We start from the raw sequence: 24,206 nt of genomic DNA on the forward strand, positions 1-24,206 counted from the left end.
CTTCTGTATTCGGAAAGGACTATAATGGTTTTGCTTTTAACAAGCTGTCCGAAGAAATGTTTTTCGGCTTAACAGAAGCACCGTCTTTCAGGTTTCCAATTCCGGTGAATACGATTTTTTCTCCAGGCGAAAGCCCTTCAGAAATAAAATAATAGCTATCCGTTTTTCCTGATATTTTGATCGGTCTTCCGGTTACCTTCTGGTTTTTACCCATTACATAAACATAGGTTTTATCCTGAATTTCGAAGGTTGATTCCTGTGGAATAACCACCGCATTAGAAATCAGCTGAGGCATACGTACTCTTCCTGTATTTCCTGTTCTTAAAGTTCCGTTGGCATTAGGGAAAACGGCACGTACACTGATCGCTCCGGTAGTTTTATCAAACTGTCCGTCTACAATACTTAATCTTCCTTTTTCAGGGTAAGTACTGTTGTCGGCAATCACAAGATCTACCATCGGCATATTTTTCAGTTTTTCTTCAAGACTTGCTCCAGGATACTTATTCTGGAAAGCAATGAAGTCAAGTTCACTTAAAGAGAAATAGGCGTAGATTTCGCTGATATCAGATAATAAAGTCAATGGATTTACATCTGTTCTTGAAATCAGACTTCCTTTTTTATAAGGAATTCTTCCGATATAACCGCTTACAGGAGCAGTAATGGTTGTAAATCCTACGTTGATTCTGGCGCTTCCTACAGAGGCTCTCGCTTGTGCAGCAGCTGCTACAGCCGCTTCATAATTGGCTTTTGCAGTTTTAAGCTGTACATCAGAAACTACTTTGGCAGCAACCAGTGGCTGAAGTCTGTCTACTTCCACTCTTGCTTTTTGGATATTGGCATTGGCAGCCTGAAGATTAGCTTGAGCCATATTCATCTGTTCGCCGTAACTTCTTGAATCTATTTTAAATAACGGTTGTCCTGCTCTTACATAAGCTCCTTCTTCTACATAGATTCTATCCAGGTAACCATCTACCTGAGATCTGATTTCTACGTTGTTTTTCCCTTCCAGGGCAGTTGGGAATTCCTGATATGTAGTAGCGGGTGAGGTGATAACGGTATAAACCGGAAGTTCTGGAGCTGGAGGTGCGGCATTGGTTCCTTCTGCGGCTTTTGTGCAGCTCTGTAAAAGAATTATACTTGCAATAAGTACAATAAACCTTGTTTTTCCAGGTAATTTCATTGTTGGTTTAATTTTTTTAATGAAGTGTTAGAGGTAAGTAAAGTGTTTTTATAAATGCTGTATTTTTTCCTAACAGTGTTAATAATTAGTTCAAAAAAAATTACAGAATTTTTAATGTCCGATAAAGTCGATTGTTTCCATAATTGAAAATTGTTTTTAATGTATTTAAGTGTATAATGTTGGTGTAAGGTGTGTTAATTTTACTAACAGTGTTAATTTATAAGCAAAAAATGACTAATTTTAACATCTGAAAACTATGAATGGTTTCATAAAATGTTTGAGTTTTTAATCAGGAATAACAGAATCATTTATATTAATTCAGTGTTAAGTTTCCTAACGGTGTTAATTTTTAATTCAAAAAAAAATTACAAAGACTTAATAAAAGCCGAAACAGTTTCGTCCAATGTAGTCTTATTCATTGTTGAAGGGATATCAGCTGTACGCATCATCATAATAGAGATCATACCGTGTACGGCAGAAAACAGAGCATGAGACATATGGCAGGCATTGTCCGGATTAGATCCGTTTTTCTTGATAATCTCATAAGTACATTCATAGATAAGCTCCTGAAATGATGAGAATTCCTTTTTCATCTGACCTTTTCCGCAACACTGCATTCCAAGACCAAACATAAGCTGGTAATATTCCTTGTTTTTAAAAGCAAAGTTCCAGTATGCATCCACAATGGCAACAAGCTGCTCTTCCGGAGTATCGTGTTTCTGCTGAGCTTTTAATAATTCTATATGTAACTTGTGGAAGCCATCTAAAGAAATTTCAAATAGGATAGCTTCTTTATTTTCAAAATAATCATATACAACAGGTGCACTATACTCAATAGCATCAGCTATCTTACGCATAGAAAGCGAACCCCAGCCTTCAGTTTTAGCCAACGTAAAAGCAGCCTGCAATATATTTGCACGGATGGATTCTTTTTCTCGTTGACGGCGTTCATGTAGACCCATGATATTTATTTACTAACAGCGTTAGCAAAACTACAAACTTTTTGATATAAGTTCCAAAGGATATTATGAGTTTTATAGATTTGCGGACTATTTAAAAATATTATATCAAAGGTTGGAAGCTGGAAGAATGGGGGCTGGAAGTTATTTCAGTAGTAAATAAATTAAATAATAGAATTTGACTATAACTATTTTTGAGACCCGAAAATCTTCTTTTCTTCAACTTCCTGCTTCGGTACCCTACAAAAATAAAATGTCTGTTTAAGAACTCAGTTCAATTAATAAAAGAAATAATTATCTTTGCCACTAAAGAAATAAGGATATGAATACTCCCTCAAATATGCTGGCATTAGGAACAAAAGCTCCGTTTTTTGAACTTCCTAACCCGTCAAAAACGAATGAACTTCAGTCTTTGGATGAACTGAAAGGAGAAAAAGGTACTTTGGTGATCTTTATGTGTAACCACTGCCCGTTTGTTCTTCATGTGATTGACAAGATCAATGAATTATACGAAGATTACAACGAGCGTGGAATTGAATTCATCGCCATCAATGCGAATGATATCGAAAAATATCCGGCAGATTCTCCCGAAAAAATGATTGAATTCCAGATTGAAAGAAGATTTGATTTCCCTTATCTGTTTGACGAAAGCCAGGCAGTAGCAAAAGCTTATGATGCCGCTTGTACACCTGATTTTTATTTCTTTGATGATAAGCTTGATCTTGTATACAGAGGTCAGATGGATGATTCAAGACCTGGAAATAATAAAGATGTAACAGGAGAAGATTTAATCATCGCTTTTGAAAATCTTTTAGCTGGTGAAGCTCAGGAAGAAATCCAGAGACCAAGCATGGGATGTAATATCAAATGGAAATAATTACTGGTTGCTGGTTGTTTAGTTACTGGTTTTTACTCATTATAATACAAGCTGCTCTTTTTGGAGTGGCTTTTTTGTTGACTGCAACATATACTTGCAGCTTATCCACACCCTTTGTCACTCTGTAGGAGTCTCTGCACAGCTTATTTTGTTTTATTGTAAACCATTGTAAAATTTGAAGAGAGTCTGGATTCCTAGGGAATGACAAATACGAGATATAGTCTATCCAAAGCCTTGTCACTCCGTAGGAGTCTCAGTATAGTTTTTTATTAAAAACTTACCTTAGCTTTAGTCTCATTTTCAACCTTCAAATCTACATTGACTTTATTGTGAGAATAATTCTTTATAAATTCCGAAGGCGTTTTCCCGGTATATTTTTTAAACATCCTGTTAAAATACGTCACATTATTAAAACCACATTGATAGCTGCATTCTGAAATAGATCTGTCCTGAGCCATCAGCAAGCATGCTTTATTGATTCTGTATCGGTTCACAAATTCTGTAAACGTAATCTGGGTGGCTTTTTTAAAGAAATTACAGAAAGCTGGTAAAGTCAGGTTAGCTAGTTTTGCTACTTCTTCAATATCAATTTCCTTGTCGTAATGATGTTCTACATAGGTGAAAATATTCTCAAGACGGGTTTTATTTTTAGAAATAATGGTATAGGGCATAATTTCCTTGTTTAAAAGATCATAATCCTCACATTTCGAAAGTTCAAAAAGAATCTCAAGTAAAAGTAAATATCTTTTATAACCTTCAGATTCAAGCATCATTTTCAGCTTTGGAAGCATTATTTTTTTTACTTTATGATGAAAATGGATTCCATATTTTGAAAGCTCCAACAGGTTTTTGATGGATCTGGCTTCTACTTCCTGCTGGGGAAACTGAAGAATTTCTTCCTTGAACTGAAGTACAATTTCCTCATGTGGATCAATAGAATTCAGTCCAAATCCGGAGTGGGGAATATTGGATCCGATTAAGACCAGATCCCCATTCGTATAATTACTTTTATGGTAGCCTACATGGCGGGTTCCGTTCCCGGAAATGACACATACCAGCTCAATTTCGGGATGATAATGATACTCCCATTTAAATTCTGAAATAGGGGAATTATTATGAATGGTACGGAATGAGCTCTTCTCATTAGGGATGACCCTTTCAAAAGTAACTTTCATCTAATTAATCATATTTATTCATTAAAAATACTAAATATATTAATATAGTTCAAATATTGATTTACTGTGTTAAATTATCGTTAACAGAAATGCTTCTATCTTAGCCGACAAGAAATAACCTGAATGAAAAATATTAACATCAAGGCCGTTTTATTTTTAAACTATTTTGTCTTCGCCATTCTTCTGAATTCTGTAGGAACAGTTATTCTACAGGTACAGCAGAATTTTGGGATTTCAAAATCTTCGGCCAGTGTTTTGGAAGGTTTCAAAGATCTTCCCATCGCCATATGTTCTTTCATTCTGGCTTCCTTCCTTCCTAAAATAGGAATCAAAAAATCAATGCTGACTGCCTTACTCCTGGTAAGCTGTATGTGTTTTGTAATGCCGTTTACCAATGAGTTCTGGGTTTTTAAATTATTATTTGCGACAGTAGGAGTTTCCTTTGCATTGATCAAAATATCAGTTTTTACTTCTATTGGATTAGTAACAGAAACAGATAAAGAGCATTCCAGCTTTATGGGGTTTCTGGAAGGTTTTTTTATGATTGGCGTATTGGCGGGAAATGTATTATTCAGTTTATATATTGATGATCACAATCCGAAATCTACCGAATGGCTGAATGTATATTGGGTGCTGGGAGGACTTTCAAGTTTATCTTTTTTATTCCTGTTCTTTTCAAAACTCAATGAGCAGGAAGCTAAAAGTGAGAAAACAGATCTTTTGGGAGATTTAAAAAACAGTGTAAGCTTATTCAGTTATAAAAAAGTGTTGTGCTTTTTATTATGTGCTTTCCTTTTTGTATTGGTAGAGCAGAGTTTTCAGACATGGACTCCTACTTTTTATAAAGAGATTTTAAAAGTACCTACCTCTATGAGTATTCAGGCAGGAGCGGTGTTAGCAGGAGCTTTTGCTTTAGGAAGATTTTTATCGGGATTCTTCTCTAAGAAATTTAGCTGGATCTATGTAGTTTCTTTCTGTGTGGTAGGTTTTGCCATCAGTTTACTGTTGGTGTTACCATTAACCCATAATATTCACATCGATACGAATACAAATTGGATGAATGCCCCATTGGTCGTGTATTTATTTCCTTTGATGGGCGGTTTGCTGGCGCCGATTTATCCAAGTATTAATTCTGTAATTCTGGCATCAATTCCTAAATATCTACACAGCGCGATGTCAGGGTTGATTGTCGTTTTCTCAGCAATCGGAGGAACTATAGGTTCTATCATTACCGGTTTTGTGTTTCAGGAGTTTAGCGGACAGCAGGCATTTTACCTTTCCCTGATTCCGCTTTCATTATTGATCATTTCCGCGGTTTTCATGAATAAATTAAAAATTAATCCTAAAAAATAACAATGAGTAATCAGCTTTACATAAACGAAATTCAAAGTCTGTTTGATGAGGTACAGAAATCTGAAATTTTTGAAGATCAGAAAATGATGACGGATGCAGTTCCTCTGTTTCCCATTTCAAAGATTAATGAGGATTATGAAAAATCAAAAAATACGGAAGGTTTTAACCTGAAAGATTTTGTGATGACTCATTTTGACTTTTTAGGAGCAAGGGTTTCTGTACACAGACAAAAACAGCTTCCCATTGGGGAACATATTGAAAAACTATGGGACGAATTGACCCGCACAGCCTATGAAGAAAAAGGAACACTTTTAAAATTACCAAAACCTTACATCGTTCCTGGAGGGCGTTTTAATGAGTTTTTCTATTGGGACAGCTATTTTATTATGCTTGGGTTAAAAGCTTCCGGCAGAGTAGAAATGATGAAGAACATTATTGAGAACTGTTCTTATCTGATTCAAAACGTAGGATTTGTTCCGAATGCCAGCAGAACTCATTTCCTGAGCAGATCGCAGCCTCCCTATTTTTCATTAATGCTGGATCTTCTTTTTGAAACCACGAATGACGAAGGAATTTATACAGAATACCATGACACTTTGGAAAAAGAATATGCTTTCTGGATGAATGGTGAAGAATGGCTTGAAAACAATTCCAGTGTAAAAAGAGTAGTGAGAACTGCAGACGGAGATATTCTGAACCGTTATTACGATGCAGAAAATGCACCTCGCCCTGAAAGTTACCTGATCGATATTGAAGATCATGAGAAAACTTCATGCGATGAATTTTACAGAAATATAAGAAGTGCTTGTGAATCGGGTTGGGATTTTTCCAGCAGATGGTTTGCAGACGGAGAAAATATACAGACGATAGAAACGCTGAACCTTGCACAGGTTGATCTGAACTGTCTTTTATGGCATTTGGAAACGACGTTGGCGAAATCATCAGCGCTTCACAATCTGAGTGAAAAAGAAAATTATTTTTCAGAAAGAGCAGCAAGCCGAAGACAGATGATCAATAAATATTTCTGGGATGGAAATACTAACAATTATAAAGATTATCACACTAAAAAAAACACAAAAACACCGTCTGAACATATTGCTGCTCTTTACCCTTTATTCCTGGGAATTGCAGACCATACACAAGCTGAAGCGGTTGCTAAAGCGGTTGCTGAAAAATTTCTTTATAAAGGCGGGCTTGTCACCACAACCAAAAACTCAGGACAGCAATGGGATCTTCCCAATGCATGGGCTCCTTATCAATGGCTGGGCTTTAAAGCAATGAAAAATTACGGCTTTGATGAGCTGGCAGAAAAAATTAAAAATAACTGGTGTTCCAATGTAGAAAGGGTCTACAAAAATACCGGAAAACTGATGGAAAAATACAATGCATTAGACACAGAAACAATAGCAGGCGGCGGGGAATACCCTAATCAGGACGGATTCGGTTGGACCAATGGAGTGTATTTACAATTACAACAAAACTGAAACTAACAATAAAAATAAGGCTATGAAAAAAAAATCGATCTTTTTAATCGCCGCAACAGCTACGTTATATTTTAATAATGCTTATGCTCAGGAAACACCGCAGGATTCTGCAAAAGTTTCCTCCATCGATCAAATTGTCATTACAGGAAACTCAAATCCAAAGAAAAAAATAGAATCCAGTACAGCAATTTCCACATTTAGTTCCAAGGAAATCCAAAAACAGAATCCAATCAGTGCAGCTGCTTTATTGCAGAGAGTTCCCGGATTTGCGGTGGAAACTTCAGGAGGAGAAGTAGGAAATAATCTTTTTGCAAGAGGAATTCCTTCTGCAGGAGCCTATGAATTTGTACAGGTACAGGAAGACGGTCTTCCGGTTTTTGAAGACGGAGCACTTCAGTTTGCCAATGCAGACAATTTTTTCCGTGTAGATAATTCTGTCAACCGCATGGAAGCTTTGAGAGGAGGATCCGGATCTATTTTTGCAACCAATTCTCCCGGAGGACTGATCAATTTTATTACGAGAGAAGGAACCAATGATTTCAGAGGTACTGCAAAACTGGAAACAAGTACCTATGGATTAATGCGTACCGATGTTAACGTAGGTGGAGCATTGGTTCAGGATAAATTGTTTTTCAATGTCGGAGGTTTTTACAGAACAGATGACGGAATCAGAAAAACAGGTTTCAAAGCCAATAATGGAGGACAGATCAGAATGAATCTTAAATATGTCTTTGATAAAGGCTATGTAAAAGTGTATTACAAAAAACTGGATGACAGAAATACATTCTTCCTTCCGATTCCTTTGATCCAGAACGGAAATAAACTGAAAGGATTCCAGGGATTTGATCCTAATTATGGAACATACAGCTACAGAGCCATCAGTCAGCTGAATATTCCACAGGCCGGAGGCGGATTTTTCAACAGAAATCTTGAAGACGGAATTCATCCGAAAGTAGATGTTTTAGGAGCAGAGTTTAAATATGATCTTGGAAATAATTTCAGTGTTTTAAACAAAACCAGATATACAGATATCAATATGAATTATACAGGGATTTTCCCGGCTGGAGGTCCAAAACAGGCTTCTAAATTCGCTACTGATGCTGTGAAAGACGGCGGTCTTGGAATGAGCAATTATCAGTATTCTCTGGTAAGCAACGGAGCCATTGTCAATCCTGAGTATGTACAAAAATTAGGGTTCTGGGCGATTGACAAGCAGATGAATAACTTTGTGAATGATTTACAGTTCAATTATAAATTTGACAAAGGAAATGTTACGGCTGGTTTTTATAAATCCAATTGGAAATCTCAACAATACTGGAACTGGAGCAATGTTCTGGCGACTGCTACAGACAGACCTGAACTTTTGAATCTGGTAAACCCTTCTATGAGCCCAACAGATGATGGATATTCTAAAACCTACAACGGAGTAATAGATATGACATTTTTACAAAGAAGAACACAGACTCAGGGAAGTTTGAATGATCTTTATGTAAACTTAGATTATAATATCACTGACGCCTTAAGTGTAAATGGAGGACTTCGTTACAGTCATGATTATTATAAAGGAAATTTTGCCAATACCACCACTTCCAATTTAAATAATTCTGGGTTAACTACTGATGGAACTCACGGTTTCAACACGACTACAGCTGATGATAATATGAGTGTATTGGGAAATAAATACACCTATTGGAACTTTAATGTGGATAAAGTATCTTTTACATTAGCTGCAAATTATAAAATTAATAGAGAAAATGCGGTGTATGCACGTTTTTCCAATGGTTTCAGATCTCCGAATGAAGAAGCTTATTACAATTATTTCTCCACTCCAAACCCTGATAAACCTTTAAAATCAGTAACCACCAATCAGCTGGAAGTAGGATATAAATATTACTCGCGTACTTTTGACATAGCGGTGATTCCATTCTATTCTACCTTGAATAATCTTTCGTTTACAGATATCTTCTCTGATGGAAAATCTGAAAATACTTTTGCCAATACCCAAAACTATGGAGTTGAATTTGAAGGGTATGCCCGTTTATTCAATAATATTTTAGAAGTTGCATTCAACGGAACCGTTCAAAGCCCAAAATATAAAAACCTTGAAGCCGGAAGTGTACTTGAAGGAAATGTGGTAAGAAGAATGCCAAAGTTTTATTTTAATATCTCACCGGCGGTGAACATTACCAAGTCATGGAGAGCCTATGTAAGTATGAATTATTATGGAAAACGTTTCCAGGATGAGAAAAATGTACAGACCTTACCTTCTTTTACAGAATTTGGAGCGGGAATGTCTTATCAGTTAGGAAGAATACGTTTTGCAGTAGATGGTACCAATATCTTTAACACTATTGGTATTACAGAAGGAGATCCAAGAGCCGGATCACCTAATGGAGACGGAATCATTATGGCAAGACCTATTATGGGAGCAGCTGCCAGAGCATCAATCACACTGGATTTCTAAATTCTATTTCTTTATAAAAACAAAACCGTCAGAATTTCTGACGGTTTTGTTTTTTTTTATTACTGCCCGATAAAAAGAATAAATAGATTAAAAATATCAATATTTACGGCATGAATTAACAGGTCGCTCCTCCGGAGCTTTATTTTATGGAGACTTCATTTTTTTCTACTAACAGTAGATCCCGATGGGATCAAATCCAGCTCCAATGGGAGCTAACTGTTAATAGAACGTATTTTTCTTAAAATTATAGCTCCGGAGGAGCGATCTGTTCATTATGTTTAAATTTTATCGAACATGATTTTTTATATAAAGTGTCAGATCTAAGGTTGATTCAAGACATTTATATGACTCTCAAACTCTCAAACCCTCCGACTCTTTTACTTCAAAAACGGATTATACTGTTTTTCAAAGCCAATGGATGTAGGATTTCCATGTCCTGAGAAAACCTGTGTTTCATTATCCAGAATGAAAAGTTTTGATTTAATTCCTTCAATCAGCTGATCATAATTTCCTTTATACAAATCTGTTCTTCCGATACTGCCTTCAAAAAGAACATCTCCTGAAATCATGAATTTCTGATTTTCATTATGATAAACAACACTTCCAGGAGAATGTCCCGGAACATGATAAATTTTAAATTTTTCTCCATCCAGATCAAGTTCATCTCCTTCATTTATATATTCTACATCCACTTTTACAGGGTTGAGCTGCATTCCGAATCTCATGCCGCTTGCCTGAAGCATATCCAGTACTTCCTGATCTTTCTGATGCATATTAACAGGTACGTTGAATGTATCAAAAGCCCACTGAAGTCCCAATACATGATCAATATGAGCATGGGTCAACAGAATTTTCTGAATCTTCAGTCCTTTTTCAGTAATGAAGTTATCAATAGCCTGAGTTTCCTGAGCATTCATATTTCCCGGATCGATTAACCAGGCATTTTTATTTTCGTTATAAAGGATATAAGTATTTTCACTCGCAAAGTTGAATACGAAACCTTGAATCTGAAGCATATCTGAATATTTTTTATTCAAAAATACGATATTATTAAGAAAATGGCTATTTTTCGTTATCTTCGTCATAATGAAAACTTTGCGAATACTCTTACTTTCTTTGGGCGGACTGGTTTTTGGACAAAATATCCAAAGTGTTCAGCTGTTCAATCCTCAGACAAATGATGAAACCCCTGTAATTAAGATTGGCGAACAGCTGGTTCTGGGCTTTGATGATCTTACCAACGGCAGTCAGATCTATAGGTATACATTCAAACATTACGACAGAAACTGGAATGAAGATAATCTGTTTTTTACAGAATTTGCTACCGGAAGTATGAATGCACTTCTGGATCAGTTTCAATATTCTTTCAATACATTACAGGCGTATACCCACTATAAACTTGTTTTTCCGAATGAGAAAATCCAGTTGAAAGTTTCCGGGAATTATGAACTGATTGTTTATAAAGATTCTGCAGACCAGCCTCTTTTCAAAAAAAGGTTTTATCTGGTAGAAGATGTAACATCTGTGGGGTTAAATATTACGAGATTTGCCGACGCAAAAAATCCAAATCTTAATCAAAGGGTAGAAGTGAATGTTTCTCCGAAGGGAGGTGATATTTCTTCCAATGTCAATTCAATCACGATGAATGTGATGCAGAATAACAACCCGAATATGGTGATTTCTAATCTTAAGCCAAGCAGTGTTTTAGGAAATCAGGTTCTTTTCCAACAGATGAACCTTACGTTCCCGGGAGATAATGAGTTTTATTATTTCGATAATAAAAATATGAATATGGCAGCGGATATGGTGCGTGCTACCGAAATAAAAGATGATGTGAACCAGACGTATCTTCATCCGGTATGGGCATTTCCTTTGAATTATCAGTATCAGCCCGATGTGAATGGAGCATGGTATTACAGAAGAAATGATTTGGGTAGAGAAAGAGATGCAGAAAGAGAAGCGGATTATTCATGGGTGCATTTCTATTTAGATTCCGATCCTGTGGATAAAGAAATTTATGTGCTGGGAGGATTTAATAATTTTAAACCCGGCAAAGAAAATCAGATGCAGTATGATGCATCTACTAAACAATATGTGGCAAAAATATTCCTGAAACAAGGGTTTTATAACTATGTGTTGGTAACAAAAGATGGAAACGGTTTGAATTTTGGGGAAGTGAATGGTAATTTCTGGCAGACAGAAAATCTTTATCAGGCATTTCTTTATTATGCACCGTTTGGAAGAAATTATGATGGATTAATGGGATATGGAGAATTCAGAACACCGATTGCCAACAAACGGTAAGTAATTATAATTTAAAATATGCATAAAAAATAGGGCTGTCTCTTAAGATAGTCCTATTTTTTTGTCCGTATTGAAAAGAATTAATCTCTCAAATCTTATATTATGGCTAATTTTTTCATATTATAATGCACTACATAGTGAAAAAAAATAATTCACAAAATTTTGATTTTAATTAATTTTTTTAACATAAAATTTACATTGCTGAAAAATTATATTTAAATAATTTTCTTTTTTTTAAAATCATCATTGTGTTTTATTTATTGATTTATAATATCAATTGAATTTTATTCATTGTTTCTGTTGTTTTATTGTGAAAAGTTTATAAATTCGTCACCACAATCAACCAATATTAATATGAAAACGAAATTTATCTTAGTGGCAAGTGTTGCCGCCTGCTCTTTTGTGTTTGGACAAAACACTCCATCGAAATTAGTTCCGGGTAAAAGCGGACTCCATGCTGAATTTATGAGATTTGAAAAAAATGCACCTGCGTATCAGGGAACTCCTGTTTTATTTGACGAAGCTTCTCAGAGACTTTCTCCGGGACAAGCTCGTAAACTAGGGCTGGAAAAAGATGCATTAGGTTTTGAAACTCAAAGATTTCAACAGACCGTTAATGATATTCCTGTAGAATATGGAATGATCGCTGTACAGACAAAAAACGGTAAAATTGTAGGACAATCCGGAAAATGGGTTGTTAAAGTTCCGAAAGGACTTGACAAAAATGCAAGCCTTGCTGAAAATGCAGCATTACAGAGTGCTTTGTCATTCGTAGGGGCAGACTCCTATAAATGGAAAAATAAAGAAGAGGAAGATTTTCTTAAAAAAGAAACAGGCGATCCCAATGCAAGCTATGCTCCTAAAGGTGAATTAGTTTATTATTCAGATCCTGATGACGACAGACTGACTGATTTAAAATTAGCTTATAAATTCGATATCTATGCTGAAAAACCATTAAGCAGACAATATGTTTTTGTAGATGCTAAAAATGGAAAAGTACTGGGAGTAGATGCTATTATTCATGAAGTGAATAGCCCTGGAACAGCAGTTACAGGATATAGCGGAACCCGTAACATCACTACAGATTCTTATAACGGAAGCTACCGTTTAAGAGAAACAGGTAGAAATGGTGGAACTTCTGTGGAAACTTACAATCTGAAAAAAGGAACGAGTTATGCTTCTGCGGTAGACTTCACAGATACTGACAATAACTGGAACAATGTCAATACCAATAAAGATCAATATGCTACCGATGCACATTGGGGAGCAGAAATGACAGTGGATTATTTCTATACAAAATACGGACGCAAGAGTATTGATAATAATAATTTTGCTATTAAATCTTATGTTCACTATTCTACCAACTACTTCAATGCATTTTGGGATGGTTCCAGAATGACTTATGGGGATGGAAGCTCTACAACGAACGGTGGAAAACCTTTGACAGCAATAGATGTATGTGGTCATGAGATTACACACGGATTGACTTCTAAAACAGCTAATCTTGCTTATCAGAGAGAATCCGGAGCATTGAATGAAGGTTTCTCAGATATCTTCGGAAATACCATTGAGCGTTGGGCAAGACCTACTCAGGCAAGCTGGACACTAGGGGAAGATTTCAACTACGTGATCAGAAATATGGCGAATCCAAATGCGTACAGCCAGCCAGATACGTATATGGGAACCTACTGGAAAACTACTACAACTTCAGGCTGTGTTACACCAAGCCAGTCCAATGATTATTGTGGAGTTCATACCAATTCAGGAGTACTTAACTTCTGGTACTATCTGTTAGTTACAGGAGGTTCCGGTACAAATGACAAAGGCTTTGCATACAATGTTTCAGCCATCGGACTGGATAAAGCCGGAGCAATTGCTTACAGAACATTAACGACTTATCTTACTTCTTCTTCTACCTATGCGAATGCAAGAACCTATTCTATTCAGGCTGCTACCGATTTATACGGAGCAACCAGCAATGAAGTAACTCAGGTTAAAAATGCATGGAATGCTGTAGGCGTAGGAGGAGGAACTTCTCCGGCAGGAAAAGTGGCGGCCACAGATACAGCTCTGTACACCATAAGTCCAAACCCTGCAACAGACCGATTTACCATCAACTTTGAAGGAAAATCAGGAAAAGGAATTGTAGAATTGGTAAGCCTTACAGGTAAGAAAGAAATTTCTGAGAAAGTAGAAATGACTGATGGGGCAAATAAGCTGAACATTCAGTTACCTTCCAATATTCTTCCAGGAGTATATATTGTATTGGTAAACGGAGAGAAAGCAGGAAACCTTATTAAAAAATAGCACCAAACTTTTTAATATATTCAACGAAAAGGCCGCAAGTTAATTCTTGCGGCCTTTTGTATATTTTAAACAAAGAAGTTTATACCAAATAGAAATCATTCAGTTTTTCTTCACAAAGCGTTTTTACAACTTCAATCCATCGGTCTTCATCATTCAGACATGGAATGTAATGGAAGTTTTCACCTCCACCATGCATAAACTGCTCTTTCCCTTCTACAGAAATCTCTTCCAGGGTCTCCAGACAGTCGGAAACGAATGCCGGACATACAACAGCCAGGTTTTTTATTCCCTTTTTACCAATGGTCTCCAGAGTTTCGTCTGTATACGGCTCAATCCACTTGTCTTTTCCTAATCTTGACTGGAAAGAAACAATCGTTTTCTCTTTAGGTAAATTCAATTTATCAATGACAAGCTGTGTTGTTTTATAACATTGATGACGATAGCAGAACTGATGACTTGGATTATCCTCTCTGGAACAACAGTCATTAAGGTTACAGGTCTTCGTAGGATCTGTCTTATAAATATGTCTTTCCGGAACTCCATGATAAGAAAACTGTAATGCATCAAAATTTTCAGGAAGCTTCTCTTTTATACTTTCTGCAAGGCAATTGATATAAATATCTCTGTTGTAGAAAGGCTGAATATAATTGATCTTTATAGTTGGAAAATTCTTTTTTCTCACTTCTTCCGCTTTTTCAATCACGGTTTCCGTGGTACTCATTGCATATTGAGGATATAGTGGAAAAAGAACAATTTCAGTGACTCCCTGATCAACCAGTTTCTGGATACCAGCTTCAATGCTTGGTTGCGCATATCTCATTCCGATTTCCACAGGAACATCTACCACTTTCTGAAGTTTTTTCTGAATTTGTTCAGTAATCACAATCAGCGGAGAACCTTCATCCGTCCAAACCGTTTTATAGGCTTCAGCAGATTTTGCAGGTCTTGTTTTCAGAATGATTCCCTGTACAAGAAGTGCACGAAAGATCCAACGGTAATCAATCACTCTTTCGTCCATCAGAAACTCATCAAGATATTCCTTTACGTCGTTTACAGAAGTTGATCTCGGTGATCCGAGGTTGACTAGTAAAATTCCTTTCTTATTCAATATTCTAAATTTTAATTATGAAACAGAACTTGTAAAATCTGTTACTAATTTTAATACTTTGGCAAAGGTATTACTTTCCAGTAAGCCATTGCCGTCAAATTTGCCTTTTATCCCTTTTATTAATGCCTGATGTTTATCATCTGCTACCGCTCCAAGAGTCTTTAAAATTAATAATAACTCTTCATGACCTCTTTCTCCACTGGCAGAAGCGGTAATCACAGCAACAGGTTTTTCAGAAAAAACTGTCGTGGAAACACACCATTCCAACAGATTTTTTACTCTTCCCGGGATACTGAAAATATATTCCGGTGTGGAAAATATAACCCCTGAAGCGTTTTTAATATCTTTTCTGATTTTCAGAACTTCTTCCGGAGCAAGATCATCTGTTAATGCCGTATCAAAATGTGGAAGGACAGCAAGATCAGTATACATCTGAAAGTCTGTATTGTTTGTCTTTTCCAGCACCTGTTCCATCAGTTTCTGATTGCTGGAATTTTCAGAAGCACTTCCAATAATCACCAAAATTTTCTTTCCGGGAGGCATTTTAACTGTTTTATCCGTTTACGGCTTCCACTCTTTCTACCAGGTCCGGAACGAATTGTTTTAAAATATTTTCAATTCCGTTTTTCAAAGTAGCAGTAGAACTTGGACATCCTGAGCATGCACCCTGTAAAAGCATTTTAGCTGTTTTACTTTCCTGATCATATTCCATCAGAGAAATTTTTCCACCATCATTTTCTACAGCAGGAGCTACATATTCATTTAAAATGTCAGAAATTTTCTGCTCATCTTCAGTATAATCTCTGTTGATAATTTTCTCAACAGGATTTTCGTGTTTCTGAGGTTCTATTTTTGAAATTTCACCTCCGTTCTGAAGATATTCAGCGATAAGCGCACGAACAGTCATCATCACCTGGTGCCATTCTACAGAATTATTTCTTGTAACCGCTACAAAGTTGTCCGAAATGAAAACTTCCGTTGCAAAATCAAATTCTTTAAAAATAGCCAGCGCCAAAGGAACTTCTTCAGCAGCTTCTTTCGATTTTACTTCCACAAAACCATCCATCAGCAGTTTGCTTGATACAAACTTCATTACATTCGGATTTGGAGTCATTTCCGCATAAATCTGATACATTTCTTTTTTCTTCTGAAGATAAATTCTTGGGTTGGCCAATAATTCATCCTCAATTACATTTTTCAGACTTTCAGCAACATGTTCCCATTCTATGGTATCTTGTTTTGCCACTGCTACAAAATTAGCGGTAATGAAAACTCTTTCCACAAAAGGATAATTGAAAAGTTCCTGTGCCAAAGGAATTTCCGAAATATCTGAATTTCTGTCCAGTTCTAAAGACCCTGGGATGAGGTTGTAATCTGCTACAAATTTCATCACTTTTGGGTTTTCAGTTGGTTCTATAAGTACGGTACGCATTTTTTCGTTAAATTTGAGATACAAAAATACGCATTAGAAGTTAGAAGCTGAAAATTGAGAGTTAGATTTTTGCTATCACTGTAATTTAGAACTTAGATACAAGAAAAGATAACACATCATAAATTCTCAAATTGGCTCATTTTCAAATTTTCAAATTAATATTATGGCACTTATAAAAGAACTTTTAGGAAAAGCACCACAGATCGGAGAGAATACTTTTTTAGCAGAAACTGCAACTATTATTGGCGATGTTACAATGGGAAAAGACTGCAGTGTCTGGTATAATGCAGTGATCAGAGGTGATGTTCACTATATCAAAATGGGTGACAAGGTGAATGTTCAGGATAATGCAATGCTGCACTGTACGTATCAGAAATATCCTTTGAATATCGGGAACAATGTTTCTATAGGGCACAATGCCATTGTTCATGGATGTACTATTAAAGATAATGTACTGATTGGAATGGGAGCTATTGTGATGGATGATTGTCTGGTAGAAGAAAATTCTATCGTAGGAGCAGGTTCTGTAGTGACTCAGGGAACTCACATTAAATCCGGAGAAGTTTGGGGAGGAGTTCCTGCAAGAAAAATCAAAGATATCAATGCTCAGTTACTGGAAGGAGAAGTGAACAGAATTGCAGATAACTATGTGAAATATTCATCATGGTATAAGGAGAATGTGAAGGATCATCAATTTTAGATGTCAAGTGAATAGTGAATAGTCAATTCGCTGCGCTTGTCAATTTTTTTTACGAAGCAAATTCACTATTGATCTATTTAAAATAAATATAAAAGCTCTGTCCAAAAACAGAGCTTTTTCGATTTGATATAGAACCTTTGCTTTATTGTTAATTATTATCCGGTGTAATAAGCCTGATCTTACCATTGATACATTTGAGTGATGTAGGTGGCTCGATCATCATACAGTCAGACGTAATATTATACTTTTCATTAAAAGCTTTCACTTTATCCGTATACTCATTCACCCTTGGTAAGAAAGTTGTTTCTATTTTTTTAGGATAGGCAATGTATTGCTGAGGACCGCCGCAGGCTTTTGATCCCATAGGAGCAAATGCCCATTGGCTGGCATCGGTACATTTTTCTCCTGATACTTCAGATTCAATAGAAGCTTTTAATCTATCCAGCTGTGCCTGTTCATATTTCTGACTGTCTTCGTCAGCAGGTCTGTCAGCAATATCAATAGGAAGATTGGTATTGGCACTCTTTGATGTATTACACGAAACTAAAGTTAATGTAGTACACAATACTATTGCCGGGATATGAAAGAATAATTTTTTCACAATAAACTTTTTTCTTTTTAAGAATTTTCAAAACTTATGCCAAGGTAAGAAATTCAAATTCATTTCCGTATTTTTGACGAAGATGAATAATCATTTTTTTGACTTAATAGAATATACGAACAGAAGCGTTTTTTTAACCGGGAAAGCCGGAACAGGAAAGACGACATTTCTTAATGATTTTGTAAGGCGTACCAAGAAAAAGCATATTGTAGTGGCTCCCACAGGAATTGCTGCCATTAATGCAGGAGGAGTAACCATCCATTCCATGTTTGGACTGCCATTAAGAACCTTTCTTCCTACTACAGAAAGGATAGATACCAGTTTGGCTAATAATATTGCCGATCTGATGCCCCATTTCAAATACCGTAAAGATAAACTGAAGCTTCTGAGAGAAGTTGAAATCATTATCATTGATGAGGTTTCAATGTTGAGGGCTGATGTTCTGGATATGATGGATTTTTCTTTGAGATTCATCAGAAGGAATAATCAGAGATTTGGAGGTGTACAAATGCTTTTTATCGGGGATTTGTTTCAGCTTCCTCCGGTAGTGAGGGATGAGCATATCCTGAAAATGTATTACAACTCACCTTTCTTTTTTGACAGCCATGCCATTAAAGAAATTCCTATCGTTACCATTGAACTCACAAAAGTATACAGACAGTCTGATGAAGAGTTTCTGGAAATTCTGAATGCAATCCGTGACGGCGATGTGGATAATATAGACTTTAATCATCTCAATGAAAGGTATGATCCTGACTTTGATATGGGAAAAGAATCATATGTATATCTGTGTTCTCACAACAAAATGGCAGATGAGATCAATCAGGAAAAACTGACAGAAATAAAAGTTGATCCTCAGGTGTATGAAGCTAAACTGGTAGGCGATTTCAAAGAAAACCAATTTCCGAACGAACAGTTTTTAGAACTGAAAATTGGAGCTCAGGTCATGTTTATCCGAAATGATATTTCCGGTGAGAAGAAATATTTTAATGGAAAGCTAGGAGAGATCATCGGATTGGATGAAAATGAAATTCGTGTTGTATTGGACGAAAGTGAAAATGAAATTGTTGTAAAAAGAGAAACCTGGGAACAGAAAAAATATTTTCTTGATACTGAGAAAAATATTCAGGAAGAAGTGTTGGGAAGTTTCGAGCAGTTTCCTATCAAATTAGCATGGGCGGTTACGATTCATAAAAGTCAGGGATTAACGTTTGATAAAGTGATTATTGATGCCGGAAAGAGTTTTACTGCCGGTCAGGTGTATGTAGCTTTATCCCGTTGCAGAACATTGGAAGGAATTGTTTTAAAATCAAAAATTACTCCCGAAGTTATTTTTAAAGATAACAGGATTTTACATTTCCATACAGATACGATTGCCAATGACCATGTGGAAACGATTCTGAATCAGGAAAAATATGATTACAGCATCAGAAAAGTGTTGCGTACATTAGACTGTACATGGTTTTTAAAGGAAGTGGAGGAATGGAATAACCTTTCCATTGTCACCAAGAATATTGACCATGTTAAAACCAAACAGCTTTATCTTCAGCTGAAGCATGAAGCGGTAAATCTTGGAAAGATATTTGAAAAACTGGAACGTATCATTTTTCAGAAAGTCAATAATTTTATTGAACAGAAAGAAGAGTGGTCCGAAATTGAGAGTAAATCAAAAGGTGCTGTTAATTTCTTTTTTACAGAAACCAGAAATAAAATTTTTGATCCTTTAAAAGAATTTTATGCCGAAATAAAAGGTGCGAAAGGTTTAAAACAATATAACGAAGAATTTAAAAGCTGGCTGGAAGACATTGAAGAATATCTAAACAGTCTGAGAGAGATACACCTTCTTGAAACGAAACTTTTAGATGAAAAGAATGATAAAGAAATCAATCTCAAAATTGCTAAAGTTCCGTCACAAGTTTTAACTTTTCAGTTGTTTGAACAGGGAAAAACGATCGGAGAAATTGCCTTAGAAAGAGGTTTGGTAAAAGAAACTGTTATCGGGCATCTTGCCAAATTTGCAGAACAGGGATTGCTGGATATCGCCAGAGTCATTACTTCAGATAAAATCAAAGCTTTTGAAGATGAATTCTATAAAAATCCACATGAAACTTTAACCGAGTGGAAGAATGCACTGCCCAATCATTTTGAATTTAACGAAATCAGGATTTTAATTAATCATTATAATTATAAAAAAGAAAAGAACTCATAAGAGTTCTTTTTTTATGGAGAGACAATTCTTAAAATCTAAGGATACATTGCATTGATGGTATTGATATCTCCGGTAGTAAATCCTGTTCTATTATAAGTAAAATTGCTGTTATCAGCTCTGGTAATCGTTGGTAACCCATTTTTAGAATAAGAGGTTGGCCAATACATCATCACCGAATTAATATTAAACGGGCCTATATCTGTTCCGGAATTATAAATATTGAAATTATAAGATTGTCCGTTTTGAATATTGTTCCACAGAATTTTTACATATTGATCTCTGTCTTTACGCGTATGTTCATGGTAAAGTCCTACTGTATGTCCCATTTCATGAATAACGGATCCTACAGAAATATACTGATCCAAAGAAACGGTTTGTTTTCCACCCTGATATCCGATATGAGCCCAGCCATCAGATCCTGACGAGCTTCCGAAAATAAATTCCACATAATTAGACTGATTGGTGCGATAGATCCACTGAGTATTGGTTTTATTATTATACTCGCTGATGGCAGAATTGATTTTATTGACGTTGATGGAACCCATATTGCTGGCAATGGTGTAGTAAATTTTACCATTGGGCCATCTGGAATAGCTGGCGCCGCCTTTATTAACTTCATTACCTTCTGACAGTTGTTTGTCGGTAAGAACAATATCTCCCTGGAAAAAATTCATTCCGTTTTTTCTTTCGTAGGTAATTTCCTGGCCGTTCAATTGCCCCTTTTTTACATTGTCTGCGTTGAAGGCATTGGTTTGAGCTTCAGAAGTAATTTCTTCATTGTTTTTACTGCAAGAGGAAAATGTAGCAGCAATAAGAAAACTCATAAAGACAGTTTTTCCTGTCAGCATCTGCTTATAAAACAGGCTGTTTGTTTTTTTGTTCATATTAAAGTTTTTAAAAATTTGGTATACGAATATAATGAATATGTCTCTTTTTATTGAATTATTTTTGTTAAAATACATTTTTAATATGATTATTTAATTTTAAAATCATATAGACAAAACGATGTAAACAAAATTTTTATTCCAATAGTTTTTCCCTGAACTGATCAATTGTTTTTATTAATTACAAAAAGTAACTAATGCAGTTTTTATGTTTTAAATTTGCCTTGTTTTTCAGATTAAAGAAAAATTAACATCATAACATGAAAAATTTTGAAATTTCTGTTTTAGATCTTGCACCGGTAAAGCAAGGTAAAAGCATTCATGATACTTTTCAGGACAGCTTATCACTAGCTAATCACGCTGAAAATTTAAATTATAAAAGATTCTGGCTGGCAGAACACCACAATATGGAAAGTATTGCAAGCTCTGCAACTTCTGTTTTAATAGGTTTCATCGCCAATGGAACGAAAACAATCAGAGTAGGTTCAGGAGGAATTATGCTTCCGAATCACAGTTCTCTGATTATTGCAGAACAATTTGGTACTCTGGAGTCTTTATTTCCGGGAAGAATAGACCTTGGATTAGGAAGAGCTCCGGGAACAGATGGCTTGACAGCACAAGCGTTGGGAAGGAATCCAGCCATCATCAATGAACAGTTTCCAAGACAGATTCTCGAACTTCAAAGATATTTCTCAAAAGAAAATTCAGAGGCGATGGTTCGTGCCATTCCGGGAGAAGGGTTGGATATTCCGCTTTATATTCTGGGATCAAGTACAGATAGTGCATGGCTGGCTGCAGAACTAGGTTTGCCATATGCATTTGCAGGACATTTTGCACCAGAACAGATGGAAATGGCTTTTAAGATATACAGAGAGCATTTTGAACCGTCAAAATATTCGGACAAACCTTATATCATTGCCTGTGTAAATGGGGTAGCAGCTGAAACATCCGAAGAAGCTCATAAAATCTCGACGACTTTATTTCAGGCATTCATCAATATTGTAAGAAACGACAGAAAACCTTTTGCTCCACCCGTGGATGATATGGATGAAATCTGGTCGCCCATGGAAAAATCTATGGTGTTGCAGAAACTGAGATATACGTTTATCGGAGATCAGGCCGAAGTTCAGGAAAAGCTCACAAATTTTCAGGAAAGATTTCAGGTAGATGAACTGATGATTAATTCACATATCTACGATCATCAGAAAAGATTGAGATCTTACGAGATTTTCAGAGAGGCTGCAGACTCTTTATCCAAAGCGTAATAAACCATACATAATTAATTGGCAGATGCTTATTTTTATGAGTATCTTTGCACAAATAAAAAGTAAACATGTCCGATATTAAATTAAATACTATTCCAGAGGCTATTGAAGACCTTAAAAATGGTAAAATAATCATAGTAGTAGATGATGAAGACAGAGAGAATGAAGGTGATTTTCTTTGTGCAGCAGAACTGACAACGCCGGAAATTATCAATTTTATGGCGCTTCACGGAAGAGGACTGATCTGTATGCCGCTTCCTGAAAAAAGATGTGATGAGCTTGGCCTTGAAGTAATGGTAAGCAGAAGCAGCGATCCTAAAGAAACTGCTTTCACCGTATCAGTTGACCTTTTGGGTAACGGAACATCTACCGGAATTTCTGCGGGTGACAGAGCAAAAACTATTTTAGCCCTGATGGATGAGAAATCCAAGCCTACAGACTTTATGAGACCTGGTCACATTTTCCCGCTTCGTGCAAGAAAAGGTGGTGTATTGAAAAGAGCCGGACATACTGAAGCTGCAATTGATCTTACGCATTTAGCAGGATTGAAAGAAGGAGGAGTAATCTGTGAGATCATGAATGAAGACGGAACAATGTCTCGTCTTCCTGAACTTCACGCTTTTGCTCAAAAGCATGATATGAAGATCGTTTCTATCGAAGATCTGATTCACTATCAGCTGAAAAAAGGAAATCTGGTAGAAAGACTTGAAGAGAAAAAAGTAAAAACGCACTATGGTGATTTTGATTTTTATGCTTTCAGAGAAACTTCTAACGACCAGATCCACTTTGCATTGACAAAGGGAGCTTGGACAGTAGATGAGCCTGTTTTGGTAAGAGTACAGTCTTCAGATTCTTATTTCGATGTATTGACAAGACTGAATAACGGCGAAAAACCATTGTTGGAAAAAGTAACCGGTATGGTGAATGAAGCTGGAAAAGGAGCCATCATTTTCATCAACAACGTTTCCAATTCTGAAAATACATTAAGAAAACTTCAGCAGTTTCTAAACTATCAGGACGGGCAGGAGCAGCATCCTACATTAGCGTACAATTACAGAGATTATGGAATTGGAACGCAGATCTTAAAGAATTTAGGAATCAACAAGTTCAAAGTAATCACTCAAAACCCTAATATCAAACCTCAGGTTGGAGGATATGATGTAGAGGTGACAGAGATGGTACAACTATAAAAAATGAATGGTCAATAGTGAATTGTTTTCACAATAAATGACTGTTTGCAATACAAAATTATAAGGTTTAGGATTTTTCTAAACCTTTTTTTATTTTTAAACCATGACTGAGTCCTTAAAAAAACATATTCGGGGATATATTGATATTTCAGACGAAAAGCTGGAAAAATACTGCAATGCCTTTAATCTTCAGAAAATAAAGAAAAAAGAATTCCTTTTAAATGAAGGAGAGATTTGTGAATTTGAAGGATTTGTGGTGAGTGGCTGCTTTAAAGTTTTTCATACCCATCATAATGCAGCCGAACAGATATTGTATTTTGGAATTGAAAACTGGTGGATCTCCGATATTGATAGCTTTATCAACCATATTCCTTCAAAGCTCAATATTCAGGCGCTGGAGGATAGTGAGATTCTTCTTATTCCGAAAAAAGATAAAGAAAAACTGTATGCTGAAATGCCGGAAATTGAAAGATTGATGAGGCTTAAATTTCAGCAGTCAATTATTGCATTACAGCGTAGAATTATTGATAATTTAAGCAAACCTTCAGATGAAAGGTACGTAGAATTTTTAAGGGATTACCCAAAAACAGCGCATCGTCTTACCAATATTCAGATTGCAGCTTATCTGGGAGTAACCCCGGAGTTTATAAGCAGAATACGGAAGAAAATTGTCAGTAAAAGCTGATGGTTAAAAATTGAAAAAGTCCCAAAAGT

Annotated in this window: 20 protein-coding genes; 11 read left to right on the plus strand and 9 right to left on the minus strand. The window is 36.0% G+C overall.

Annotated features, from left to right (window positions below; genetic code table 11):
• Window positions 1–19: 19 nt before the first annotated feature.
• Window positions 20–1,180: an efflux RND transporter periplasmic adaptor subunit gene (locus REB14_RS06210; protein ID WP_309521773.1), complete on the minus strand. Its 1,161-nt coding sequence runs from the start codon at window positions 1,178–1,180 to the stop codon at window positions 20–22.
• Window positions 1,181–1,545: 365 nt separating this feature from the next.
• Window positions 1,546–2,142, minus strand: coding sequence for a TetR/AcrR family transcriptional regulator (locus tag REB14_RS06215; RefSeq protein WP_034694942.1), 597 nt, complete (start codon window positions 2,140–2,142; stop codon window positions 1,546–1,548).
• A 319-nt stretch (window positions 2,143–2,461) separates the two neighbouring features.
• On the opposite strand from REB14_RS06215, the gene REB14_RS06220 reads away from it, so the two are divergent.
• Window positions 2,462–3,016 (plus strand): thioredoxin family protein, encoded by a 555-nt coding sequence (locus REB14_RS06220; RefSeq protein ID WP_034694944.1) that lies wholly within the window; start codon window positions 2,462–2,464, stop codon window positions 3,014–3,016.
• A 269-nt stretch (window positions 3,017–3,285) separates the two neighbouring features.
• Here REB14_RS06220 and REB14_RS06225 read toward each other — a convergent pair whose 3' ends face one another.
• Window positions 3,286–4,191, minus strand: coding sequence for an AraC family transcriptional regulator (locus tag REB14_RS06225; protein ID WP_079243097.1), 906 nt, complete (start codon window positions 4,189–4,191; stop codon window positions 3,286–3,288).
• Between the two features lie 123 nt (window positions 4,192–4,314).
• On the opposite strand from REB14_RS06225, the gene REB14_RS06230 reads away from it, so the two are divergent.
• The 3 genes from REB14_RS06230 to REB14_RS06240 are packed head-to-tail and all read left to right on the plus strand — an operon-like array spanning window position 4,315 to window position 9,492.
• Entirely contained in the window at window positions 4,315–5,544 is a 1,230-nt protein-coding gene (locus REB14_RS06230) for an MFS transporter (RefSeq protein ID WP_309521774.1), read from the plus strand.
• 2 nt (window positions 5,545–5,546) lie between these two features.
• Window positions 5,547–7,028: a trehalase family glycosidase gene (locus REB14_RS06235; RefSeq protein ID WP_309521775.1), complete on the plus strand. Its 1,482-nt coding sequence runs from the start codon at window positions 5,547–5,549 to the stop codon at window positions 7,026–7,028.
• Between the two features lie 22 nt (window positions 7,029–7,050).
• On the plus strand, window positions 7,051–9,492 hold the full coding sequence (locus REB14_RS06240; protein ID WP_309521776.1) for a TonB-dependent receptor: 2,442 nt from the start codon (window positions 7,051–7,053) through the stop codon (window positions 9,490–9,492).
• A gap of 377 nt (window positions 9,493–9,869) precedes the next feature.
• On the opposite strand, the gene REB14_RS06245 is transcribed toward REB14_RS06240, so the two are convergent.
• Window positions 9,870–10,508, minus strand: coding sequence for an MBL fold metallo-hydrolase (locus REB14_RS06245; protein ID WP_079243983.1), 639 nt, complete (start codon window positions 10,506–10,508; stop codon window positions 9,870–9,872).
• Window positions 10,509–10,578: 70 nt separating this feature from the next.
• On the opposite strand from REB14_RS06245, the gene REB14_RS06250 reads away from it, so the two are divergent.
• Complete coding sequence (locus REB14_RS06250; RefSeq protein WP_309521777.1) at window positions 10,579–11,796, plus strand: type IX secretion system plug protein; 1,218 nt, start codon at window positions 10,579–10,581, stop codon at window positions 11,794–11,796.
• A 354-nt stretch (window positions 11,797–12,150) separates the two neighbouring features.
• Window positions 12,151–14,103: a M4 family metallopeptidase gene (locus REB14_RS06255; RefSeq protein ID WP_079243092.1), complete on the plus strand. Its 1,953-nt coding sequence runs from the start codon at window positions 12,151–12,153 to the stop codon at window positions 14,101–14,103.
• A 79-nt stretch (window positions 14,104–14,182) separates the two neighbouring features.
• On the opposite strand, the gene hemH is transcribed toward REB14_RS06255, so the two are convergent.
• Genes hemH through REB14_RS06270 form a run of 3 tightly spaced genes read right to left on the minus strand, consistent with a single transcriptional unit; the run spans window position 14,183 to window position 16,643 of the window.
• A complete protein-coding gene (gene hemH / locus REB14_RS06260) occupies window positions 14,183–15,211 on the minus strand; it encodes a ferrochelatase (protein WP_079243091.1) in 1,029 nt (342 codons plus the stop codon).
• Window positions 15,212–15,226: 15 nt separating this feature from the next.
• Window positions 15,227–15,754: an NADPH-dependent FMN reductase gene (locus REB14_RS06265; RefSeq protein WP_309521778.1), complete on the minus strand. Its 528-nt coding sequence runs from the start codon at window positions 15,752–15,754 to the stop codon at window positions 15,227–15,229.
• 10 nt (window positions 15,755–15,764) lie between these two features.
• Window positions 15,765–16,643 (minus strand): iron-sulfur cluster biogenesis protein NfuA, encoded by an 879-nt coding sequence (locus tag REB14_RS06270; protein WP_034694953.1) that lies wholly within the window; start codon window positions 16,641–16,643, stop codon window positions 15,765–15,767.
• 163 nt (window positions 16,644–16,806) lie between these two features.
• Between REB14_RS06270 and REB14_RS06275 the strand changes: the two genes are divergently transcribed.
• Window positions 16,807–17,343, plus strand: coding sequence for a gamma carbonic anhydrase family protein (locus REB14_RS06275; protein WP_079243089.1), 537 nt, complete (start codon window positions 16,807–16,809; stop codon window positions 17,341–17,343).
• A 148-nt stretch (window positions 17,344–17,491) separates the two neighbouring features.
• Here REB14_RS06275 and REB14_RS06280 read toward each other — a convergent pair whose 3' ends face one another.
• Window positions 17,492–17,944: a hypothetical protein gene (locus REB14_RS06280; protein ID WP_079243088.1), complete on the minus strand. Its 453-nt coding sequence runs from the start codon at window positions 17,942–17,944 to the stop codon at window positions 17,492–17,494.
• An 82-nt stretch (window positions 17,945–18,026) separates the two neighbouring features.
• Here REB14_RS06280 and REB14_RS06285 point away from each other — a divergent pair, with 82 nt between their 5' ends.
• The gene (locus REB14_RS06285) at window positions 18,027–20,153 is read left to right on the plus strand and encodes a helix-turn-helix domain-containing protein (protein WP_079243087.1); all 2,127 of its coding nucleotides are present in this window, start codon (window positions 18,027–18,029) and stop codon (window positions 20,151–20,153) included.
• A 35-nt stretch (window positions 20,154–20,188) separates the two neighbouring features.
• Here REB14_RS06285 and REB14_RS06290 read toward each other — a convergent pair whose 3' ends face one another.
• Window positions 20,189–21,037 carry a M12 family metallopeptidase gene (locus REB14_RS06290; RefSeq protein WP_158521388.1) on the minus strand — a complete coding sequence of 283 codons (849 nt, stop codon included), beginning with the start codon at window positions 21,035–21,037 and terminating at the stop codon, window positions 20,189–20,191.
• Window positions 21,038–21,297: 260 nt separating this feature from the next.
• On the opposite strand from REB14_RS06290, the gene REB14_RS06295 reads away from it, so the two are divergent.
• The 3 genes from REB14_RS06295 to REB14_RS06305 all read left to right on the plus strand — a co-directional run bounded on the left by REB14_RS06295 (window position 21,298) and on the right by REB14_RS06305 (window position 24,177).
• On the plus strand, window positions 21,298–22,302 hold the full coding sequence (locus REB14_RS06295) for an LLM class flavin-dependent oxidoreductase (RefSeq protein ID WP_079243085.1): 1,005 nt from the start codon (window positions 21,298–21,300) through the stop codon (window positions 22,300–22,302).
• Between the two features lie 68 nt (window positions 22,303–22,370).
• On the plus strand, window positions 22,371–23,492 hold the full coding sequence (gene ribB / locus REB14_RS06300; protein ID WP_034694964.1) for a 3,4-dihydroxy-2-butanone-4-phosphate synthase: 1,122 nt from the start codon (window positions 22,371–22,373) through the stop codon (window positions 23,490–23,492).
• Between the two features lie 103 nt (window positions 23,493–23,595).
• Entirely contained in the window at window positions 23,596–24,177 is a 582-nt protein-coding gene (locus REB14_RS06305) for a Crp/Fnr family transcriptional regulator (protein ID WP_079243084.1), read from the plus strand.
• The last annotated feature ends 29 nt before the right edge of the window (window positions 24,178–24,206 follow it).

This window comes from Chryseobacterium metallicongregator, assembly GCF_031324065.1.
Classification (GTDB): domain Bacteria; phylum Bacteroidota; class Bacteroidia; order Flavobacteriales; family Weeksellaceae; genus Chryseobacterium; species Chryseobacterium metallicongregator.

What these genes read in the sequence shown, in the direction of transcription:
- REB14_RS06255 (WP_079243092.1), top strand. Translation starts at nt 12,151, where the DNA reads ATGAAAACGAAATTTATCTTAGTGGCAAGTGTTGCCGCCTGCTCTTTT.
- REB14_RS06265 (WP_309521778.1), bottom strand. Translation starts at nt 15,754, where the DNA reads ATGCCTCCCGGAAAGAAAATTTTGGTGATTATTGGAAGTGCTTCTGAA.
- REB14_RS06235 (WP_309521775.1), top strand. Translation starts at nt 5,547, where the DNA reads ATGAGTAATCAGCTTTACATAAACGAAATTCAAAGTCTGTTTGATGAG.
- REB14_RS06210 (WP_309521773.1), bottom strand. Translation starts at nt 1,180, where the DNA reads ATGAAATTACCTGGAAAAACAAGGTTTATTGTACTTATTGCAAGTATA.
- ribB (WP_034694964.1), top strand. Translation starts at nt 22,371, where the DNA reads ATGTCCGATATTAAATTAAATACTATTCCAGAGGCTATTGAAGACCTT.
- REB14_RS06215 (WP_034694942.1), bottom strand. Translation starts at nt 2,142, where the DNA reads ATGGGTCTACATGAACGCCGTCAACGAGAAAAAGAATCCATCCGTGCA.
- REB14_RS06270 (WP_034694953.1), bottom strand. Translation starts at nt 16,643, where the DNA reads ATGCGTACCGTACTTATAGAACCAACTGAAAACCCAAAAGTGATGAAA.
- REB14_RS06245 (WP_079243983.1), bottom strand. Translation starts at nt 10,508, where the DNA reads ATGCTTCAGATTCAAGGTTTCGTATTCAACTTTGCGAGTGAAAATACT.
- REB14_RS06285 (WP_079243087.1), top strand. Translation starts at nt 18,027, where the DNA reads ATGAATAATCATTTTTTTGACTTAATAGAATATACGAACAGAAGCGTT.
- REB14_RS06240 (WP_309521776.1), top strand. Translation starts at nt 7,051, where the DNA reads ATGAAAAAAAAATCGATCTTTTTAATCGCCGCAACAGCTACGTTATAT.
- REB14_RS06305 (WP_079243084.1), top strand. Translation starts at nt 23,596, where the DNA reads ATGACTGAGTCCTTAAAAAAACATATTCGGGGATATATTGATATTTCA.
- REB14_RS06275 (WP_079243089.1), top strand. Translation starts at nt 16,807, where the DNA reads ATGGCACTTATAAAAGAACTTTTAGGAAAAGCACCACAGATCGGAGAG.
- REB14_RS06295 (WP_079243085.1), top strand. Translation starts at nt 21,298, where the DNA reads ATGAAAAATTTTGAAATTTCTGTTTTAGATCTTGCACCGGTAAAGCAA.
- REB14_RS06250 (WP_309521777.1), top strand. Translation starts at nt 10,579, where the DNA reads ATGAAAACTTTGCGAATACTCTTACTTTCTTTGGGCGGACTGGTTTTT.
- REB14_RS06225 (WP_079243097.1), bottom strand. Translation starts at nt 4,191, where the DNA reads ATGAAAGTTACTTTTGAAAGGGTCATCCCTAATGAGAAGAGCTCATTC.
- REB14_RS06290 (WP_158521388.1), bottom strand. Translation starts at nt 21,037, where the DNA reads ATGAACAAAAAAACAAACAGCCTGTTTTATAAGCAGATGCTGACAGGA.
- REB14_RS06220 (WP_034694944.1), top strand. Translation starts at nt 2,462, where the DNA reads ATGAATACTCCCTCAAATATGCTGGCATTAGGAACAAAAGCTCCGTTT.
- REB14_RS06230 (WP_309521774.1), top strand. Translation starts at nt 4,315, where the DNA reads ATGAAAAATATTAACATCAAGGCCGTTTTATTTTTAAACTATTTTGTC.